The sequence below is a fragment of the Vescimonas sp. genome, from assembly GCF_057856985.1.
The window spans coordinates 73,439-89,255 of sequence record NZ_DBLZXX010000002.1 but is presented as its reverse complement, the minus strand read 5'-3'; the positions used below and the strand labels follow the sequence as shown (position 1 = coordinate 89,255).

The 15,817-nt window shown below is 61.4% G+C and carries 19 protein-coding genes; 7 read left to right on the top strand and 12 right to left on the bottom strand.

All coding sequences use genetic code 11. From position 1 onward, the window contains the following. Both ACZM22_RS03380 and ACZM22_RS03375 read left to right on the top strand, forming a co-directional pair. Positions 1–1,401, top strand: coding sequence for a GNAT family N-acetyltransferase (locus tag ACZM22_RS03380; RefSeq protein ID WP_489543111.1), 1,401 nt, complete (start codon positions 1–3; stop codon positions 1,399–1,401). Between the two features lie 51 nt (positions 1,402–1,452). Further along, positions 1,453–1,632 carry a hypothetical protein gene (locus ACZM22_RS03375; protein ID WP_489543110.1) on the top strand — a complete coding sequence of 60 codons (180 nt, stop codon included), beginning with the start codon at positions 1,453–1,455 and terminating at the stop codon, positions 1,630–1,632. A gap of 66 nt (positions 1,633–1,698) precedes the next feature. Here ACZM22_RS03375 and ACZM22_RS03370 read toward each other — a convergent pair whose 3' ends face one another. Beyond that, positions 1,699–2,043: a hypothetical protein gene (locus ACZM22_RS03370; protein WP_489543109.1), complete on the bottom strand. Its 345-nt coding sequence runs from the start codon at positions 2,041–2,043 to the stop codon at positions 1,699–1,701. A 13-nt stretch (positions 2,044–2,056) separates the two neighbouring features. Then, positions 2,057–2,566, bottom strand: a complete 510-nt coding sequence (locus tag ACZM22_RS03365) for a DUF5067 domain-containing protein (RefSeq protein WP_489543108.1) — start codon at positions 2,564–2,566, stop codon at positions 2,057–2,059. An 81-nt stretch (positions 2,567–2,647) separates the two neighbouring features. Between ACZM22_RS03365 and ACZM22_RS03360 the strand changes: the two genes are divergently transcribed. Beyond that, positions 2,648–2,851: a helix-turn-helix domain-containing protein gene (locus ACZM22_RS03360; RefSeq protein ID WP_489543107.1), complete on the top strand. Its 204-nt coding sequence runs from the start codon at positions 2,648–2,650 to the stop codon at positions 2,849–2,851. Positions 2,852–2,898: 47 nt separating this feature from the next. Here the strand turns inward: ACZM22_RS03360 and obgE are convergent, their stop codons facing one another. From obgE to ACZM22_RS03325, 7 genes are all read right to left on the bottom strand, one after another. Continuing rightward, complete coding sequence (obgE, locus tag ACZM22_RS03355) at positions 2,899–4,179, bottom strand: GTPase ObgE (RefSeq protein WP_483268000.1); 1,281 nt, start codon at positions 4,177–4,179, stop codon at positions 2,899–2,901. 113 nt (positions 4,180–4,292) lie between these two features. Then, complete coding sequence (gene rpmA / locus ACZM22_RS03350; RefSeq protein ID WP_321044255.1) at positions 4,293–4,574, bottom strand: 50S ribosomal protein L27; 282 nt, start codon at positions 4,572–4,574, stop codon at positions 4,293–4,295. A 49-nt stretch (positions 4,575–4,623) separates the two neighbouring features. Further along, positions 4,624–4,953, bottom strand: a complete 330-nt coding sequence (locus ACZM22_RS03345; RefSeq protein WP_417306519.1) for a ribosomal-processing cysteine protease Prp — start codon at positions 4,951–4,953, stop codon at positions 4,624–4,626. 6 nt (positions 4,954–4,959) lie between these two features. Next, on the bottom strand, positions 4,960–5,271 hold the full coding sequence (gene rplU / locus ACZM22_RS03340; protein ID WP_489543106.1) for a 50S ribosomal protein L21: 312 nt from the start codon (positions 5,269–5,271) through the stop codon (positions 4,960–4,962). 153 nt (positions 5,272–5,424) lie between these two features. After that, positions 5,425–5,895, bottom strand: a complete 471-nt coding sequence (locus tag ACZM22_RS03335) for an S-ribosylhomocysteine lyase (RefSeq protein WP_489543105.1) — start codon at positions 5,893–5,895, stop codon at positions 5,425–5,427. A gap of 3 nt (positions 5,896–5,898) precedes the next feature. Further along, complete coding sequence (locus ACZM22_RS03330; RefSeq protein WP_489543104.1) at positions 5,899–6,570, bottom strand: 5'-methylthioadenosine/S-adenosylhomocysteine nucleosidase; 672 nt, start codon at positions 6,568–6,570, stop codon at positions 5,899–5,901. A gap of 128 nt (positions 6,571–6,698) precedes the next feature. Continuing rightward, a complete protein-coding gene (locus ACZM22_RS03325) occupies positions 6,699–7,112 on the bottom strand; it encodes an EamA family transporter (RefSeq protein ID WP_112115342.1) in 414 nt (137 codons plus the stop codon). Positions 7,113–7,693: 581 nt separating this feature from the next. On the opposite strand from ACZM22_RS03325, the gene ACZM22_RS03320 reads away from it, so the two are divergent. Beyond that, positions 7,694–8,881 (top strand): tRNA(Met) cytidine acetate ligase, encoded by a 1,188-nt coding sequence (locus ACZM22_RS03320; RefSeq protein WP_489543103.1) that lies wholly within the window; start codon positions 7,694–7,696, stop codon positions 8,879–8,881. 185 nt (positions 8,882–9,066) lie between these two features. Here the strand turns inward: ACZM22_RS03320 and ilvA are convergent, their stop codons facing one another. Next, a complete protein-coding gene (gene ilvA / locus ACZM22_RS03315; protein WP_483267994.1) occupies positions 9,067–10,269 on the bottom strand; it encodes a threonine ammonia-lyase in 1,203 nt (400 codons plus the stop codon). A 61-nt stretch (positions 10,270–10,330) separates the two neighbouring features. Continuing rightward, the gene (gene pepT / locus ACZM22_RS03310) at positions 10,331–11,536 is read right to left on the bottom strand and encodes a peptidase T (RefSeq protein WP_489543102.1); all 1,206 of its coding nucleotides are present in this window, start codon (positions 11,534–11,536) and stop codon (positions 10,331–10,333) included. A gap of 242 nt (positions 11,537–11,778) precedes the next feature. Here pepT and ACZM22_RS03305 point away from each other — a divergent pair, with 242 nt between their 5' ends. The 3 genes from ACZM22_RS03305 to ACZM22_RS03295 all read left to right on the top strand — a co-directional run bounded on the left by ACZM22_RS03305 (position 11,779) and on the right by ACZM22_RS03295 (position 14,474). Then, on the top strand, positions 11,779–13,695 hold the full coding sequence (locus ACZM22_RS03305; RefSeq protein WP_489543101.1) for a polysaccharide biosynthesis protein: 1,917 nt from the start codon (positions 11,779–11,781) through the stop codon (positions 13,693–13,695). Positions 13,696–13,794: 99 nt separating this feature from the next. After that, entirely contained in the window at positions 13,795–14,001 is a 207-nt protein-coding gene (locus ACZM22_RS03300; protein ID WP_489543100.1) for a sporulation sigma factor SigK, read from the top strand. Between the two features lie 164 nt (positions 14,002–14,165). Then, positions 14,166–14,474 carry a hypothetical protein gene (locus ACZM22_RS03295; protein WP_489543099.1) on the top strand — a complete coding sequence of 103 codons (309 nt, stop codon included), beginning with the start codon at positions 14,166–14,168 and terminating at the stop codon, positions 14,472–14,474. Between the two features lie 254 nt (positions 14,475–14,728). Here the strand turns inward: ACZM22_RS03295 and ACZM22_RS03290 are convergent, their stop codons facing one another. Beyond that, positions 14,729–15,817, bottom strand: coding sequence for a DHHW family protein (locus ACZM22_RS03290; RefSeq protein WP_489543098.1), 1,089 nt, complete (start codon positions 15,815–15,817; stop codon positions 14,729–14,731).

Sequence of the window (15,817 nt, the reverse complement as noted above, 5' to 3'; positions counted from 1 at the left end):
ATGCTGGAATTTCAGGAACTGACCGTGAAGGAGGGCGCTCGACTGCGCCCGTATTACGAAACGTGTGATTACCGCCTGTGCGAGTACTCACTGGGCGTGAAGCTGATGTGGCGGGACTACCTGCACCCCTGGTTCACAGAGGCGGCGGGCTGCCTTATCATCCGCAACTGCATCGAGGGGCAGTACGTGTTCGACTACCCCATTCTGGGACCGGAGGGCGACGCCGGCGCGGCTCTCGCTGCCATCGAACAGTACTGCGGCGACAAGGAGCTGCCGCTGGTGCTGTCCGTGGTGCCGGAGGACAAGGCATCCCAGCTGGTGCTGCGCTACCCCCGCGTCACCGTCATCAGCGAGCGGCCATGGAAGGACTACCTCTACCACACCGAAGATCTGGCCCAGTTCGCCGGACGGCGGTACAGCGGCCAGCGCAACCACATCAATAAGTTCCGCCGCGACTATCCCGATGCGGCGTTTGTGGTGCTCACCGATCCCAACGACCCCCGCCTGACGGCGTTCTGGGCCGACTACGAGGCGGAGTTCCACAAGACCGGCCCTCTGGCCAAGCAGGAGCTGACCCTGGCTCAGGAGATGTTCTCCCTGCTGGACACCGGCTGGTTCTGCGCCGGCGGCATGCTGGCGGAGGGCCGTCTGGTGGCCGTCAGCCTGGCGGAGAAGTGCGGCGGTACGCTGGTGAACCACATCGAGAAGGCACTGTACTCCCACGCAGGCGCGTATCCCGCCATCGTACAGGCCTTTGCCGCCTGCTACGGCGACGGCTGCGACTGGATCAATCGGGAGGACGATGCCAGGGACAAGGGGCTGCGCACCTCCAAGCTCCAGTACCTGCCGGCGGCGCTGGGCGGCAAGGTGCGGCTTCAGGTGGGCACGGAGCTGGATATCCTGAAGCGGGTGCCCTCCCTGAAAACGGAGCGCCTGACCCTGACGGCCCTGCGCCCTTCGGATAGGGATGCCTACAACGCCCTGTGCCTGGACGACGACCGCAACCGCTGGTGGGGCTACGACTACCGCACCGGTCTGGGGGACAAGCCCCTGACGGAGGACTATTTTCTGGACGCGGCCAAGGCGGACTTCGCCGCCCGCCGCGCCGTGAACTTCGCTGTGCGCCTGAAGGGCAAGCTCATCGGCGAGGTGGTGCTGTACCGCCCCGACTTCCGCGGCGGCTTCGAGCAGGGCTGCCGCATCGCGCCGGAATACGCCGGTCACGGCTATGGCACCGAGGCCTTCGCCGCCGCGGCGGACTGGGCGCTGTACCATCTGGGATTGCAGCGGGTGGTGGCCAAGTGCTTTAAGGAGAACGAGGCGTCCCGCCGGATGTTGTCGTCCTGCATGCGCCCCAACGGCGAGGATGATACGTATTACTATTTCGAAAAGCTGGTCTGACCGCATAACCCCACGCACCTCTGCGCACAATGAGCGCGGAGGTGTTTTTTTATGCTTTATGAAACGCTGACGGATCTGCTGAACAACGACCCCGCCGCCTACGAGTATTTTTACGCCCTGCCAGCGGAGATGCAGACGGCCCTCCGGCAGCAGGGGAGCGTCCACTCCCTGCCCCAGCTGAAGGAGGCCGCCGCCGACCAGCAGCTCCATCGCCGTCCTCAGGTGTTCTGAACAGGCCGCGGACACAGCCCGCGCCCATCACGCAAAAAGAGACGGCTCTGCCGTCTCTTTTTTGCGTTATTCCTCTTTGCTTTTAATAAGGGAAACGACTGCCAGCAGCGCACAGATACAGCACCAGACGGCCCACACGACCAGATCAGCGTAGAGATTGGCGGTAGAGCCGATAACGGCGGCTGTACCGTAGATGCAGATAATGGCAATATTGCCACCCCTGCCACCTTGTCGGGTGACCACGGATACGATGCCGCCGGCAATCAGAAGGATGGCGACAATGATCCCAGAACCGCTGTCATTTCCGCTTGCGCCCATGGCCTCCAATACGCCCATGGCGCAGGACTGGACAATAATAATGAGGGAAAGCACCATTGAAATGATGCCGGATACCAGTTTCCATGTTTTCATCACATGCGCCCTATTATTCCGTGATCTGGTAGGTGTAGGTCACCTTGTCGCTGGAAAAGCTGAATGCGGCAGTGGCCTCCACCTCTACAGGGGAGGCGCTGGTGAGGACAAAGGCGGTCTGACAGTTCAATGTCGCACCGGTTTTCAAGTCTTTCATCTCATTGTCAGAATTGTACTCTACACCCTGGATACCGTAAGCATGTTCAAGTTCCACGCCATCCTGAAACGCCTTGATGTAAAGTGCAACCATAGCGGAGGCGGCATCCTCATCGTTATTTGTGTAGTCGTAGCTGATGACGATAGCATCGTGGCCCTCGTAGTCTGTTGCCAGAACCGCGTCCGTGAACTTAACGGCATATTTGTCCAGAGTCCCTTCACCGAATTGCTGGGACTTGTCTGTATTTCCTACGGTGGTGCCGTGGGCTGCATCGCCATCGGATGTGCCGCCAGAGGGACTGCTGCCACAGGCAGTGAGATTGAAGGATACCAGCAGTGCGACCAGTAGGATACATAGCTTTTTCATGTGTGTTCTCCTCTCTATATACCAAATTGGGATATTTAGATTATACCATTTTGGGATAATAAGTCAAGAGGGGGAGATGCCATGAGGATACGGGAGCTGCGGAAGGCCCGCCGCATCACACAATTGAAGATGGCGCTGGATCTGGATATGTCGCAAAACACCATCAGCCGTTACGAGAGCGGTGAGCGGGAGCCGGGCATTGCGGAGCTTATCCGCATCGCGGATTACTTCCGCGTCAGCATCGACTATCTGGTGGGACGCACCGACGATCCCGTCATGCATTGATACAAAAAGGGAGGACTGCGCCGCAGCCCTCCCTTTTCCATGTCGTTTTACCGCTGGTACTCGAACTCCAGATCGTACATGCTGACGATGTCGCCGTCCTGAATGCCCATGTCCTCCAGCGTGTCGAACAGCCCGCTCTGGCGCAGCATCTTGTCGAAGTACAGCCGGCTCTCGTAGTCGGAGAAGTTGATGTTGCCCATGAGCCGCTGGAGCCACGGACCCTCCACCAGCCACGTGTTGTCCTCCCGCTCGATGTGCAGCGGCTCGGAGGTGTCGATGACCGGCGGCTTGGGAACGTACTCCGGCTCGTACACCGTTACCGGCGGCAGCTCGCTGAGCCGCTGGCCGATGCGCTGCACCAGCTCCCGCGTGCCCTGATGGGTGGCGGCGGACATGGCGAAGAATTCGTAGCCCAGTCCCTCCACATGGGCGCGGAAGGCGTCCAGCTGCTCCGTGTCCGCCAGCAGGTCCGTCTTATTGGCCACGGCGATCTGGGGACGGGTGGCCAGCTCGGGGCTGTACTCCCGCAGCTCGGCGTTGATGGCGTCGAAGTCGGCGATGGGGTCGCGGCCCTCGCTGCCGGACACGTCCACCAGATGCACCAGCAGACGGCAGCGGTCAATGTGCCGCAGGAAGTCGTGGCCCAGACCGGCGCCCTCGCTGGCGCCCTCGATGATGCCGGGGATGTCCGCCATCACAAAGCTGACGCCCTCGTCCACGTACACCACGCCCAGATTGGGGTACAGGGTGGTGAAGTGGTAGTTGGCGATCTTGGGGTGGGCCTTGCTGACCACGCTGAGGAGCGTACTCTTGCCCACGTTGGGGAAGCCCACCAGTCCCACGTCTGCCAGCAGCTTCAGCTCCAGCACCACGTCGTGGCTCTCTCCGGGCAGACCCGCCTTGGCGAAGCGGGGCACCTGACGGGTGGGGGTGGCGAAGTGCTGGTTGCCCCAGCCGCCGCGCCCGCCCTTGCACAGCACGAAGGGCTGGTCGTCGGACATGTCCTTGATGATCTCACCGCTCTCGGCGTCCCGCACCAGCGTGCCCCGGGGCACGCGGATGGTCAGGCTCTCGCCGGCCTTGCCGGACTTGCGGCCGCCCTGGCCGTCCACGCCGTTGGCGGCCACGTATTTCCGCTTGTAGCGGAAGTCCATCAGCGTGGACATGTTATCGTCCACCACCAGGATGATGGAGCCGCCGTCGCCGCCGTCGCCGCCGTCGGGGCCGCCTGCCGCGATGTACTTCTCACGATGGAACGCCACCGCGCCGTTGCCGCCGTTGCCGGCCCGCACGGTGATCCGCGCCTTATCAATAAAACCAGTTGCCATGGTGCTTACCTCACAGTGTTTGAAAATACCTGTATTCTACCCTATTCTACCGGAAAACAGCCGCCGCGTCAACAAAAAAGCTCCCGCCGAAGGCGGGAGCCTTTGCTGCGTGTTTACTCAGCGGGGTAGACGGAGACCTGCTTGCGGTCCTTGCCCAGACGCTCAAAGCGGACAACGCCGTCAGCCTTGGCGAACAGGGTGTCGTCAGTGCCCTTGCCCACGTTGGTGCCGGGGTGGATATGGGTACCGCGCTGGCGCACCAGAATGTTGCCGGCCAGCACGAACTGCCCGTCAGCGCGCTTGGGGCCAAGACGCTTGGACTCGGAATCACGGCCGTTCTTGGTGGAGCCCATACCTTTTTTATGGGCGAAGAACTGCAGAGAAATGTTCAGCATAATTCAGTACCATCCTTTCTGTAAGATACTTTCGCGGGAACAGGAGACGTTACGCCTCCATGACTTCGATATGATCCGGATACTCGTCGTGGAGCTGGGCCAGATAGACCATCAGACCGGTGAGCAGGTTCTGACACGTGCTCTCCGCCGTCTGCGCCAGCCCGCCGGGCAGCCGCAGGGAGATGGAGGCGTCCCTCTCGTTGACTTTCACCGCGGCACACAGTCCCATCACGTCGTTGACGGTGGCTTCCACCAGCCGCACGGCGCTGGTCACGGCGGCGCAGACGATATCCTCGCCCTCAGCCGCGTAACCGCTGTGTCCCTTGGCATCAAAACCAATGATGCGCGATTCCTCTGTGAGGAATGTAACGGTGGTCATCCTGCCTTAGAACGTGATCTTGCCGATCTCGACCTTGGTGTACGGCTGACGATGGCCCTGCCGTTTGCGATAGCCCTTCTTGGGGGTGTACTTGAAGATACGGATCTTCTTGCCCTTGCCGTTCTTGACGACAGTGGTGTCCACCTTCGCGCCCTCCACCACGGGAGTGCCGAACTTGGTGTTCTCACCATCCACGATGGCCAGAACCTGATCGAAAACCACGGAATCACCAGCGTTGACGTCCAGCTTCTCGATGAACAGAGTGTCACCCTCGCTGACATTGTACTGCTTACCGCCAGTCACGATAATAGCCTGCATTACTTGTTGCACCTGCCTTTCCTTCATTACGGACTCGCTGTCGGGGGCGTCCGGACGCGCCGAAACTTGAAACCCATTCAAAGCGGCTCATCAAGTATAACAGCGGATATTCCGTTTGTCAACAGAAATACCCGCTGTTTCTGAAAAAAATCCTTATTTTCCGGTGGGATAGACCAGCTTTTCCACGTTCCAGTCCGCGATGACCTCTGCGTAGTACCGGCAGCAGTCCCGGGCCAGCGCCACGTCCAGATTTCGGTAGTTGCCGCACTCCGCCGCCGATTTGCCGGGCATCTCACCGTTATAGGCCGCGCCCCGGGCGAACACCTGCTGCACCAGCGCCACCGCCTCCGCTTCCGGGAGCTGCGCCCCGTCGAACAGGAAGTAGAAGCCTGTCTGGCAGCCCATAGGCCCGAAGTACACCACCGCGTCCTTCCGGGGAGAGTTCCGCAGCAGCGTGGCGATGACGTGCTCCACGGAGTGCATCTCCGCGTTGGTCAGCAGGTCGCCGGTGTTGGGCTTCTTGAACCGCAGGTCGAACGTCACCACGTTCCCGTCGCGGCGGCTCAGGTACAGCCCGGGCACCAGCACATTGTGATCCACGGTAAAGCTTGCGATACGTTCCATGCTTCAGCCCTCCAGCAGACGCTCCGCCAGGGGCAGAGCGGTCTTATTCAGATCCCGCATGGCCTGCGGGAAGTTAAAGTAGAAGTCGTGGTGTGCCAGCACGCAGTCGGACACGGATTTCAGCGCCAGAAATTCTACATCGTTGCGCCAGCACACCTGAGCTGCGGCGCAGCCCTCCATCTCGATGAGCAGGGGCCGGAACGTGTCGGCGATCCAGCGGGCGCGGTCGCACTCCGTGGCGAACCAGTCGCCGGTGGCCACGCTGCCCACGCGGTAGGCGATGCCCATGCCGTCCAGCGCGGCGCGGGCCTCGTCCTGCCGCGCGGTGGGAAAGTCCATGCGGTTCACCGTAGAGATCAGCCCTACGGGGTCGCCGATGCCGGAGGTATCCATATCGTGCTGCATGAAGCGGTCCGGCAGCACCAGCGTGCCGATGGGCAGGTCCTCGAAGCTGCCCGCCACGCCGACGTTCATCATGAGGTCGGGGTGGTACAGGTCGATGAACAGCTGGGTGGCCATGGCGGCGTTGACCTTGCCCACGCCGCCGCAGCAGGCGATGATGTCCTCGCGGATACGGTAGAACGATACCCCCGCCTTTTCCTGAAGCAGCGGCGTCTCCTCCGTCAGCATACTTTCGATCTCGCCCTTCATGGCGTACAGCAGTCCGATGCGCATGTTGGTGTCCTCCTGAAAATTACATTAGTTTATATTGAGATGAGATTTGTCAAGGGTATTTTCCGGATCAAAGGAAATTGAGGCGAAAGGGCAAACGGGACGGGGAAATCAGATCGACAAACTGAGATTTATAAAACCATTATCAATGTTCCTGCTGTAATCAGCATACATCCAATCAGGGATTTTGCAGTAAATTCTTCATGTAAGAAGATAAATGCCAAAATTAATGTAATAACAACACTTAATTTATCAATCGGAACTACTTTTGAAGCTTCGCCCACTTGCAATGCCTTGTAATAGCAAAGCCACGAAGCACCCGTTGCAAGCCCGGATAATATAAGAAAAATCCAACTCTTTTTGCTGATTTCAGCAATTCCACTCTGTGCATTTGTGAGAAATACCATTCCCCAAGCCATTGCTACCACAACAACAGTTCTGATAGCTGTTGCAAGATTTGAGTTGACTCCATCTATGCCGACCTTTGCCAGTATAGAGGTAAGTGCTGCAAATATTGCAGACAGTAATGCAAATATTAACCACATACAATATTACCTCCTCAAATTCCGATTTGTCAAATCGTTGCCCAGTATAACACACACGAAAGCTGATAGCAAGCAGCCGGTAAGGGCGCACTTACTCGCCGCCTGTCTAAATACAATGACCCGCGGCGGGAAAAGCTGACCTTGCGTTGCAATCGTTTGTGCTTTTGTGGTAAGATGGAAAAGAGGTATTCCGCGCCTCGGGCGCGGGTCGTTTCTCGCGGCTTCGGTCGCGCACCACGCAGGGGCTGGCGTCCCGACGGCCCGTTTTTTGTCCTTCGATTGCGGGCTGCACCCGCGTCCTGCATGTTTGCCTCCGGCGGGAATATTTCGCGCTCCGGCGCGACATCCTTTTACCCTCGGCGGCAAAAGGATGCAAAAACGCCGCCAAAAACCAACGGTTTTTGGATTTCCTTTTGTCTGATTGCAGCCGCGGTACAAAAAGGTTCCGCAAGCGATTCGTTGTACGACGAAATGCGCCGTTCTAAGTCTCGCGTGATACACAGCTGCGGTTTTCAGCGTACCCCGACCGCGCAGAAAAATGTTCCACAATTCCATACAAGATCGCACCAAGGAGGACAACTATGTCCGTGACAGGCATCATTTGTGAATACGATCCCCTCCACACCGGCCATGCCTGGCTGATGGCCCGGGCCCGGGCGGCGGGCGCTTCGGCGGTGGTCTGCGCCATGAGCGGCAATTTCACCCAGCGGGGCGGTTTCGCTGCGGCGGACAAACTGGCCAGGGCCGAGATGGCCGTGGCCTGCGGCGCGGATCTGGTGCTGGAGCTGCCCACCGTGTGGGCCATGTCCACGGCGGAGCGGTTCGCCCGGGGCGGCGTGGAGGTCCTGACGCGCACCGGCGTGGTGACGGAGCTGCTGTTCGGCTCAGAGAGCGGCGACATGGCGGCGCTGACGCGGTGCGCGGACTGTCTGGATAGCGAAGACTTGACGGCGGCGCTGGCTGCCGTGCCGGAGGACGGCCGCACCTTTGCCGCCCGCCGCCAGCAGGCGGTGGAAGCGCTGCTGGGACCGGCGGACGCGGTGCTGCTGGCCAGCCCCAACAACACGCTGGCAGTGGAGTATCTCCGCGCCATCCGGCGGCTGAAAAGCCCGCTGACGGCCCGCACGGTGCGGCGCACCGGCGCACAGCACGGCGAAGCGCCCTGCGGCGGCTTCGCCTCGGCATCGTACCTGCGGCAGCTGCTGGCAGCGGGGGAGACGGAGCAGGCGGCGGTCTACATGCCCCCTGCGGCGGCGGATATCCTGCGGCGGCAGCGGGCGGCGGGACGCCTGACAGACCCGCGGCTGTGCGAGCGGGCCATTCTCGCCCGCCTGCGGACCATGGAACCGGAGGACTGGCGGCGGCTGGACGGCGGCGGCGAGGGGCTGTACCGCCGGATGTACCGGGCGGCCCACACCGGCGTGACGCTGGCGGATGTGCTGGAGGCGGCCAGGACCAAACGCTATCCGCTGGCGCGGCTGCGGCGGATGGTGCTGGCGGCGTGGCTGGACCTGCCGGAGCCGCCGGAGAAGCTGCCGTACCTGCGGGTACTGGCGGCCAACGGCGTGGGGCGACAGCTGCTGCGGCGGATGCGGGACGCCGGCGCGCCGGTACTGACGAAGCCGGCGGACGCGGCGGCGCTGGGGCCGGCAGCACAGGCGCTGATGGCGGTGGAGAGCCGCTGCACCGACCTCTACGTGCTGTCCCGGCCCGATCCGGCCCAGACCGGCCCGGGACAGGAGCTGCGGTCCGTGCCGGTGATGCGGTGAGAAAATCAGGAAGTTCCTCATGAAGCAGATCCGGAAGAAAAACCGGAAATTAATCGGAAGTAAACCGGAAATAAAAAGCCGTCCGCTCCATCGTGGAGCGGACGGCTTTTGCCGTGCTTTTACAAAATGGGAACGGCTGTTATTTCCAACCGTATTCTGCAGAAAGGGGAAACGGCGCGTTCGCGTCAGGACTGCTCCTCCACCTCGTAGCCCTCGCGGCGGAGGCTGGAAATAATTTCCTGGATATGGGCCTTGTCGCGGGTCTCCAGCGACAGCTGCACCACGCAGGAGCCGATGGCGGCGCGGGTGTTGCGGCGCTCATGGTTCACGTCCAGCACGTTGGCACCCAGAGAGGATACCACCTCCAGGAACGACGCCAGCGCGTGGGGCTGGTCGGGCAGGACGGTGGAGAACGTCACAGTGCGGCCCTCCTTGGCAAGGCCGCGGGTGAGGATGCGCTCCAGCATGGTCACGTCCACATTGCCGCCGGACAGCAGGGCACAGACGGTCTGGCCCTCGATGCTGGCCTTATGATACATGGCGGCGGCGATGCCAACCGCGCCCGCGCCCTCGGCCACCAGCTTCTGCTTTTCCAGCACCGTCAGGATGGCGCTGGCGATCTCGCTCTCCGTTACCGTCACCACCTCGTCCACGTACTGGCGGCACATGTCGAAGGTCAGGTCGCCGGGAGTCTTGACCTTGATGCCGTCGGCGATGGTGTCCACGCTGGAAAGCGTGATGATCTCGCCTTTTTTCAGGGATTCCGCCATGCTGGGGGCGCCGGCGGCCTGGACGCCGATGACGCGGCAGGCGGGCTTCAGGTGCTTCACGGCGTAGGCGAGGCCGCCGATGAGACCGCCGCCGCCGATGGGCACGAAGATCGCGTCCACGTCCGGCAGCTGCTCTAAAATTTCGAGGCCGAGGGTGCCCTGACCTGCCATGATACGGTAGTCGTTGAAAGGGTGGATGAAGGTCAGACCCTGCTCGTCCCGCAGGCGCACCGCTTCGGCGTAGGCGTCGTCGTACACCCCGGGCACCAGCACCACGTTGGCGCCGTAGCTGCGGGTGGCTTCGATCTTGGAGATGGGCGCACCCTCGGGGATACAGATGGTGGCCCTGATGCCCATGTCGCGGGCGGCGTAGGCCACGCCCTGAGCGTGGTTGCCGGCGGAGCAGGCGATGACGCCGCGGGCCTTCTCCTCGTCGGAGAGGGTGGCAATTTTATAGTACGCGCCGCGGAGCTTGAACGCGCCGGTCTTTTGCAGGCAGTCGGCCTTGAGGTAGAAGTCGCAGCCCGGGACGATGCCCTTGGTGGACACCATGGGGGTGCGGCTGATGACGGGGGCCAGCACCTGCTGGGCGTCGTGGAGCATATCCATCGAGATCATGGGGAAACCTCCTTTATCACATTATCCAATTATCCAAACAGGGGCGGCGAGACGCCGCGATTTACTGCGCGAAGCCGGACACCAGATCCGCCAGCACGGCGGCCATGGCGTCCAGACTGGCGGCGGGTATCCACTCCCGCACGCCGTGGAAGTTGTAGCCGCCGGTGGAAAGATTGGGGCAGGGCAGCCCGTCCCAGGACAGCCGCGCGCCGTCGGTGCCGCCGCGGATGGGGACGCACAGCGGCGTCACATCGTTTTTGCGGAAGGCATCCTCTGCCCGATGGATCAGGTCCATGTGGGGGAGGATCTTTTCCTTCATATTATAGTAGCTGTCTGTGGTGACGGCGGAGGCGGTGCCCGGGCCGTACTGGGCGTTGATGGCGTCGGCGCAGCGGTGGAACAGGGCCTTGCGGGCCTCGAAGCGGTCGTGGTCGTGGTCGCGGATGATGTAGTGGAGCTGGGTCTCCGTCACGTCGCCGGACATGGCGTGGAGGTGGAAGAAGCCCTGATAGCCGTCAGTCTTTTCCGGCACCTCGTCCGTGGGGAGCATGGCGTGGAAGGCCATGGCCACGGTGGCGGCGTTGACCATCACATCCTTGGCGCTGCCGGGGTGGACGCCTACGCCGCGGAAGGTGACGTCGCCGGAGGCGGCGTTGAAGTTTTCATACTCGATCTCGCCCAGAGGGCCGCCGTCCACAGTGTAGCCGTAGTCGCAGGCCAGCTCCGCCACGTCCAGACCGTCCACGCCGCAGCCGATCTCCTCGTCGGTGGTGAATACCACGCGGACCTCGCCGTGGGGGCGGCCCTCCAGCAGCTCCACGGCAGCCATGATCTCGGCGATGCCGGCCTTGTCGTCGGCGCCCAGCAGGGTGGTGCCATCGGTGACGATCAGCTCCTCGCCGGCGTGGGCGGACAGGCCCGGGCACAGGGACTCCGTCAGGGAGACGGCGTCGGACAGGGGCAGGTCGCCGCCCTCATACCGGACGATGCGGGGCTTCACATTCTCACCGGAGGCGTCGGGGGATGTGTCCATGTGGGCGATGAGAGCCAGCACCGGTGCGGTGACGCCCGCCGCGGCGGGCAGGGTGGCGATGACGTTGCCGGCGCCGTCCATGTGGGCACCGGCAAGACCCAGACTCTCCAGCTCCGCCAGCAGGACGCGGCCCAGATCCTTTTGCCGCTCCGTGGAGGGGGATGCGCCGGTGTGCTCGTCCGAGGTGGTGTAATAGGTGACATAGCGCAGGAAACGGGAACGTGCGGTCTCCATGGTGATTCCTCCTTATGGGAAATGATTTCTGTCACCAGTGTAGCACATCCGGCGGAGGGCTGCAATGGGGAAAGCGTGTTCGCCCAAAAACGCCAAATTTCGGTGAAAGGACTTGCGGGAAAGCGCGGAACCGTGTAGAATAACAATGTATGCCGTTTGGCGGCATCTATCATCGGACGGGCAGCACGGCTGTCCGCAAGGGGGAAATCAATGTGAAGGAGAAAAAGAACCTTCACAGGAGAATGGAGCGGTGGGAATTCGTCTCACTGGGCTTGCTCCTGTACGACGCGCTGGCGGTGAATGCCGCCTACTTTCTGGCGCTGTGGCTGCGCTATGACATGCGGTACAGCGCCATCCCGCCGGAGTATCTGGCCGCGTTCCTGCGGTTCGCGCCGGTGTACACCGCCGTGTGTCTGGCGGTGTTCTTCCTGCTGCGGCTGTATAACAGCCTGTGGCGGTTCGCCAGCTTCAACGAGCTGGCCCGCAGTCTGGGAGCCACGGCTATCACCTGCGTGTTCCACTGGGTGGGCATGAACGCCTTTGTGTGCCGGATGCCGGTGGCCTACTACGTCATCGGCGCGCTGGGACAGTTCCTGATGGTGACGGCCATCCGGTTCGCCTACCGGTTCATCCGGCTGCTGTCCGCCAGCCGGCGGAAAAACGCCAGGGCAGTACACAACGCCATGATCATCGGGGCGGGCGCCGCGGGACAGGCGGTGCTGCGGGAGCTGAAAACCAGCGAGGCGGCGGACGCCGTGCCCCGCTGCATCATCGACGACGATCCCAACAAGTGGGGCCGCACCATCGACGGCGTGCCGGTGGTAGGCGGCCGCGAGGTCATTGCGGAGATGGCGGAGCGCTACGGCGTGGACCAGATCCTCATCGCCATCCCCACCCTGTCCATGCAGGAGCGGGGCAGGCTGCTGACGCTGTGCAGCGAGACGGGGTGCCAGCTCAAGACGCTGCCGGCGCTGTACCAGCTGGCCAACGGCGAGGTGTCCTTGAACAAGCTGCGGCCGGTGGCGGTGGAGGACCTGCTGGGGCGGCCGCCCATCTCCGTGGAGATGGGGGAGATCTTCGCCCAGATCCAGGGCAAGACCATCCTGGTGACAGGCGGCGGCGGCAGCATCGGCAGCGAGCTGTGCCGTCAGATCGCGGCCCATGACCCCAAGCGGCTTATGATCTTCGACATCTACGAGAACAACGCCTACGCCATTCAGCAGGAGCTGCGGCGGAAGTATCCGGCGCTGGAGCTGACGGTGCTCATCGGCTCCGTGCGGGACAGCAGGCGTATTCAGGCGGTGTTTCAGGAGTACAGGCCGGAGGTGGTGTTCCACGCGGCGGCACACAAGCACGTGCCGCTGATGGAGGGCAGCCCCAACGAGGCCATCAAAAATAATGTGCTGGGCACGTATAAGACGGCGTTCGCGGCCCTGAAGTACGGGGCGCGGCGGTTTGTGCTCATCAGCACGGACAAGGCGGTGAACCCCACCAACATCATGGGCGCCAGCAAGCGGCTGTGCGAGATGGTGGTGCAGGCCATGGATCGGGTCAGCTGCACCGGCGAGTACGGCCTGCTGCCGGAGCTGGGGCGGGGCGAGGAATCCCACAGCGACATGCAGGGAGGCACACGGTTCGTAGCGGTGCGGTTCGGCAACGTGCTGGGCAGCAACGGCTCGGTGGTGCCGCTGTTCAAGCGGCAGATCGAGACCGGCGGGCCGGTGACGGTGACGCATCCCGACATCATCCGGTACTTTATGACCATTCCCGAGGCGGTGAGCCTGGTACTGCAGGCGGGGGTCTACGCCAAGGGCGGCGAGATCTTCGTGCTGGACATGGGCGAGCCGGTGAAGATCGACACGCTGGCGCGGAACCTTATCCGCCTGTCGGGCCTGCGGCCGGACGAGGACATCCGCATCGAATACATCGGCCTGCGGCCGGGGGAGAAGCTGTACGAGGAGAAGCTGATGGCGGAGGAGGGACTGGAGAAAACGGCCAACGACCTCATCCACATCGGAAAGCCGGTGCCGTTCCGGTACGAGACGTTTTTCGACGGGCTCACGGCGCTGAAGGAGGCGGCGGAGGCCAACTGCGGCGACATCGAGGAGCGGGTGGCGGCCATAGTCAGCACTTATCACCCCCAGCGGGAAAGCGAATAACAGACGGCGCGGCCGCTCTCCATTCAGGGGGGGCGGCCGCTGTTGGCATAGGGACTTGCCGCAGGGGCATACGCTCATGGAAAAGGGAGGTATGCGCGTATGATCTCTGCATTTTTGCTGCTGCTGTGCAACAGCCTGTTCCTGTCGCTGCACCTGTCCGGCGGCACGGGATCCTTCCCCAAGCCATTGACTGCCGCCCAGGAGCGGGAGTACCTGCGGCGGTGCGCCGAGGGAGACATGGAGGCACGGAACCTGCTGGTGGAGCACAACCTGCGGCTGGTGGCGCACATTATGAAAAAGATGTAGTCTAAAATGCCGATCGGAAAGCTGGAACGCGGAAAAATACAAGGCGGAAGAGCCCCCAGCGGAAGATTGGCGGCGTACATCTTCCCTAAGTGCTGCACCACCAAATGCGGGACAGCTACTATCCGGCGATCTGAGAGTAGACAGCTGCAACCGGCATCTGGATATTGCGTATCAGACGTTCCGGCTTCGTGGACTGGGCATTCTACAACGCCAGCGGCGGCGCGTATGTGATCGGGCAGGGCGGCGGAGCCATGGAGCAGCACGCCAACTGCGTGGACATAGAGTGGGACAAAGTACAGCCGGGGGACTTGCTGTTCTATCCGGAGGATGAACACGTCGGCATCGCCGCAGGCCGCGACTGGCTGGGCCGCCTGCTGGTGGTGCATTGCGCCGCAGGTACGAACGGCGTGGTGATCTCCCACCGAACCGGATTTGAGACAGCCGCAAGGCCGGTGTGGTATGGGGAGGAATAGAGGGCAGAGGAAATTCCTCTGTCCTCTATTTTTCATGTTTAGGATTTCCGACCTTTCAGCATCTTGCCAGGGATCATAGATGCACGGATAAGGTCTGCGGGATCAACTTCCAAAGCGTCCGCAATGTTAAAGAATACATCCAGCGTGAAGTTGTGTGCCGTTCCGGACGCTTCGATGACGCTCAGAAGTGGACGACTGATACTCTGCCAAAAATGCGGCACACGCAAGCAGCGACATCCGCATTTCAACATTTCTCAAAATTTGATGCTCGTGTCCTTGGCGAAGTTCTGCGTACCGTACAGCACCAGCGTATCGGTGATACCGTTCTCTTTGGCGTACTCCGCTACATCGCCCTTGAAGAAGCGGAGGTCGAGGACATGAACTTCCGCATAGTCCTCCACGGGGAATTGGGAAAAGGTGTTGCCGTAGGAGTCTTTAATAAGCAGGAGCTTGCCGCTCTTGCCGCTGCCCTCGATAACGGTCTGCGCCTGGTTGGAGTTCAGAAACACAGCGTACTGGTCGTTGCCGGACAGGTACTTGCGTTCGTAAATACTTTCTGTTTCATACTGGCCATTGTTATAGGAAACATGGCGGGTCGGATGCTGATACCATGCGGTGATCTCCTCAGCGGGAACGGAGGGCAGCGGGACTTTATTCCAAGTCGTGCCGTGGAAATTATCGCAGAGAACTTCCTGCGTCCATTCGCCCGCCGTAGGCTCAATACCGCGCCACGCACAATAGGCATAGTAGGCCCCAAGGCTCGTCCAATGGTGATCGGTACGGTAGTAGATGTTCTCGCTGCTATGAGCGGCGAGAGCAGAAAGCACGTCTGTTGTGTCAACGCCCGCAGCGGTCAGCACTTGCAGAATAGCGGCGTAGTCCGCCACGGGCGCATAGGCAGGGAGTTTCTCCGTCAGCACTTGTGCCGCCATAGGGACAAGGATCGTATTCATGGAGATACCCTCTGCCGCCAGTTTTCCCTGTAAATCAGCAAGGGCGGCTGCGTTGGCGGCAAGCTGCTTTTTGCTATAAGATGTAAACTTGTCCATCAAATACTTGTCTTTGCAGATATAGACACCACCGCTTTCCCGTTTACCGATGGTCAATTCCATGTAGGTTTTCATCGTGACCCAGTTATCCCGCAGGGGAACTTGATCGGTAAGATACTTTTCCAGTTCGTCACTAAACTCGCCGGAGATAAAGTCGGCAACAGTAAATTTGGGCTTTTGCGTCAAAGTGCGTTTTTCCCGTTCCGAGTAATACCGGTCCGGCATCAGCAGCCCGATGAGCGCAGACACCGCCAGCAGCAGGCAGAAAAAAGAGGTTATGATTTTATTTTGCAT

Excerpts from the sequence above, each read along its gene's own strand:
- ACZM22_RS03335 (WP_489543105.1), bottom strand. The coding sequence starts at position 5,895 with ATGGAACGTATCGCAAGCTTTACCGTGGATCACAATGTGCTGGTGCCC.
- ACZM22_RS03360 (WP_489543107.1), top strand. The coding sequence starts at position 2,648 with ATGAGGATACGGGAGCTGCGGAAGGCCCGCCGCATCACACAATTGAAG.
- ACZM22_RS03370 (WP_489543109.1), bottom strand. The coding sequence starts at position 2,043 with ATGAAAACATGGAAACTGGTATCCGGCATCATTTCAATGGTGCTTTCC.
- ACZM22_RS03330 (WP_489543104.1), bottom strand. The coding sequence starts at position 6,570 with ATGCGCATCGGACTGCTGTACGCCATGAAGGGCGAGATCGAAAGTATG.
- ACZM22_RS03305 (WP_489543101.1), top strand. The coding sequence starts at position 11,779 with ATGGAGCGGTGGGAATTCGTCTCACTGGGCTTGCTCCTGTACGACGCG.
- rpmA (WP_321044255.1), bottom strand. The coding sequence starts at position 4,574 with ATGCTGAACATTTCTCTGCAGTTCTTCGCCCATAAAAAAGGTATGGGC.
- pepT (WP_489543102.1), bottom strand. The coding sequence starts at position 11,536 with ATGGAGACCGCACGTTCCCGTTTCCTGCGCTATGTCACCTATTACACC.
- ACZM22_RS03380 (WP_489543111.1), top strand. The coding sequence starts at position 1 with ATGCTGGAATTTCAGGAACTGACCGTGAAGGAGGGCGCTCGACTGCGC.
- ACZM22_RS03320 (WP_489543103.1), top strand. The coding sequence starts at position 7,694 with ATGTCCGTGACAGGCATCATTTGTGAATACGATCCCCTCCACACCGGC.
- ACZM22_RS03325 (WP_112115342.1), bottom strand. The coding sequence starts at position 7,112 with ATGTGGTTAATATTTGCATTACTGTCTGCAATATTTGCAGCACTTACC.
- ACZM22_RS03375 (WP_489543110.1), top strand. The coding sequence starts at position 1,453 with ATGCTTTATGAAACGCTGACGGATCTGCTGAACAACGACCCCGCCGCC.
- ilvA (WP_483267994.1), bottom strand. The coding sequence starts at position 10,269 with ATGATCTCGATGGATATGCTCCACGACGCCCAGCAGGTGCTGGCCCCC.
- ACZM22_RS03345 (WP_417306519.1), bottom strand. The coding sequence starts at position 4,953 with ATGACCACCGTTACATTCCTCACAGAGGAATCGCGCATCATTGGTTTT.
- rplU (WP_489543106.1), bottom strand. The coding sequence starts at position 5,271 with ATGCAGGCTATTATCGTGACTGGCGGTAAGCAGTACAATGTCAGCGAG.
- ACZM22_RS03365 (WP_489543108.1), bottom strand. The coding sequence starts at position 2,566 with ATGAAAAAGCTATGTATCCTACTGGTCGCACTGCTGGTATCCTTCAAT.
- ACZM22_RS03290 (WP_489543098.1), bottom strand. The coding sequence starts at position 15,817 with ATGCAAAATAAAATCATAACCTCTTTTTTCTGCCTGCTGCTGGCGGTG.
- ACZM22_RS03300 (WP_489543100.1), top strand. The coding sequence starts at position 13,795 with ATGATCTCTGCATTTTTGCTGCTGCTGTGCAACAGCCTGTTCCTGTCG.
- obgE (WP_483268000.1), bottom strand. The coding sequence starts at position 4,179 with ATGGCAACTGGTTTTATTGATAAGGCGCGGATCACCGTGCGGGCCGGC.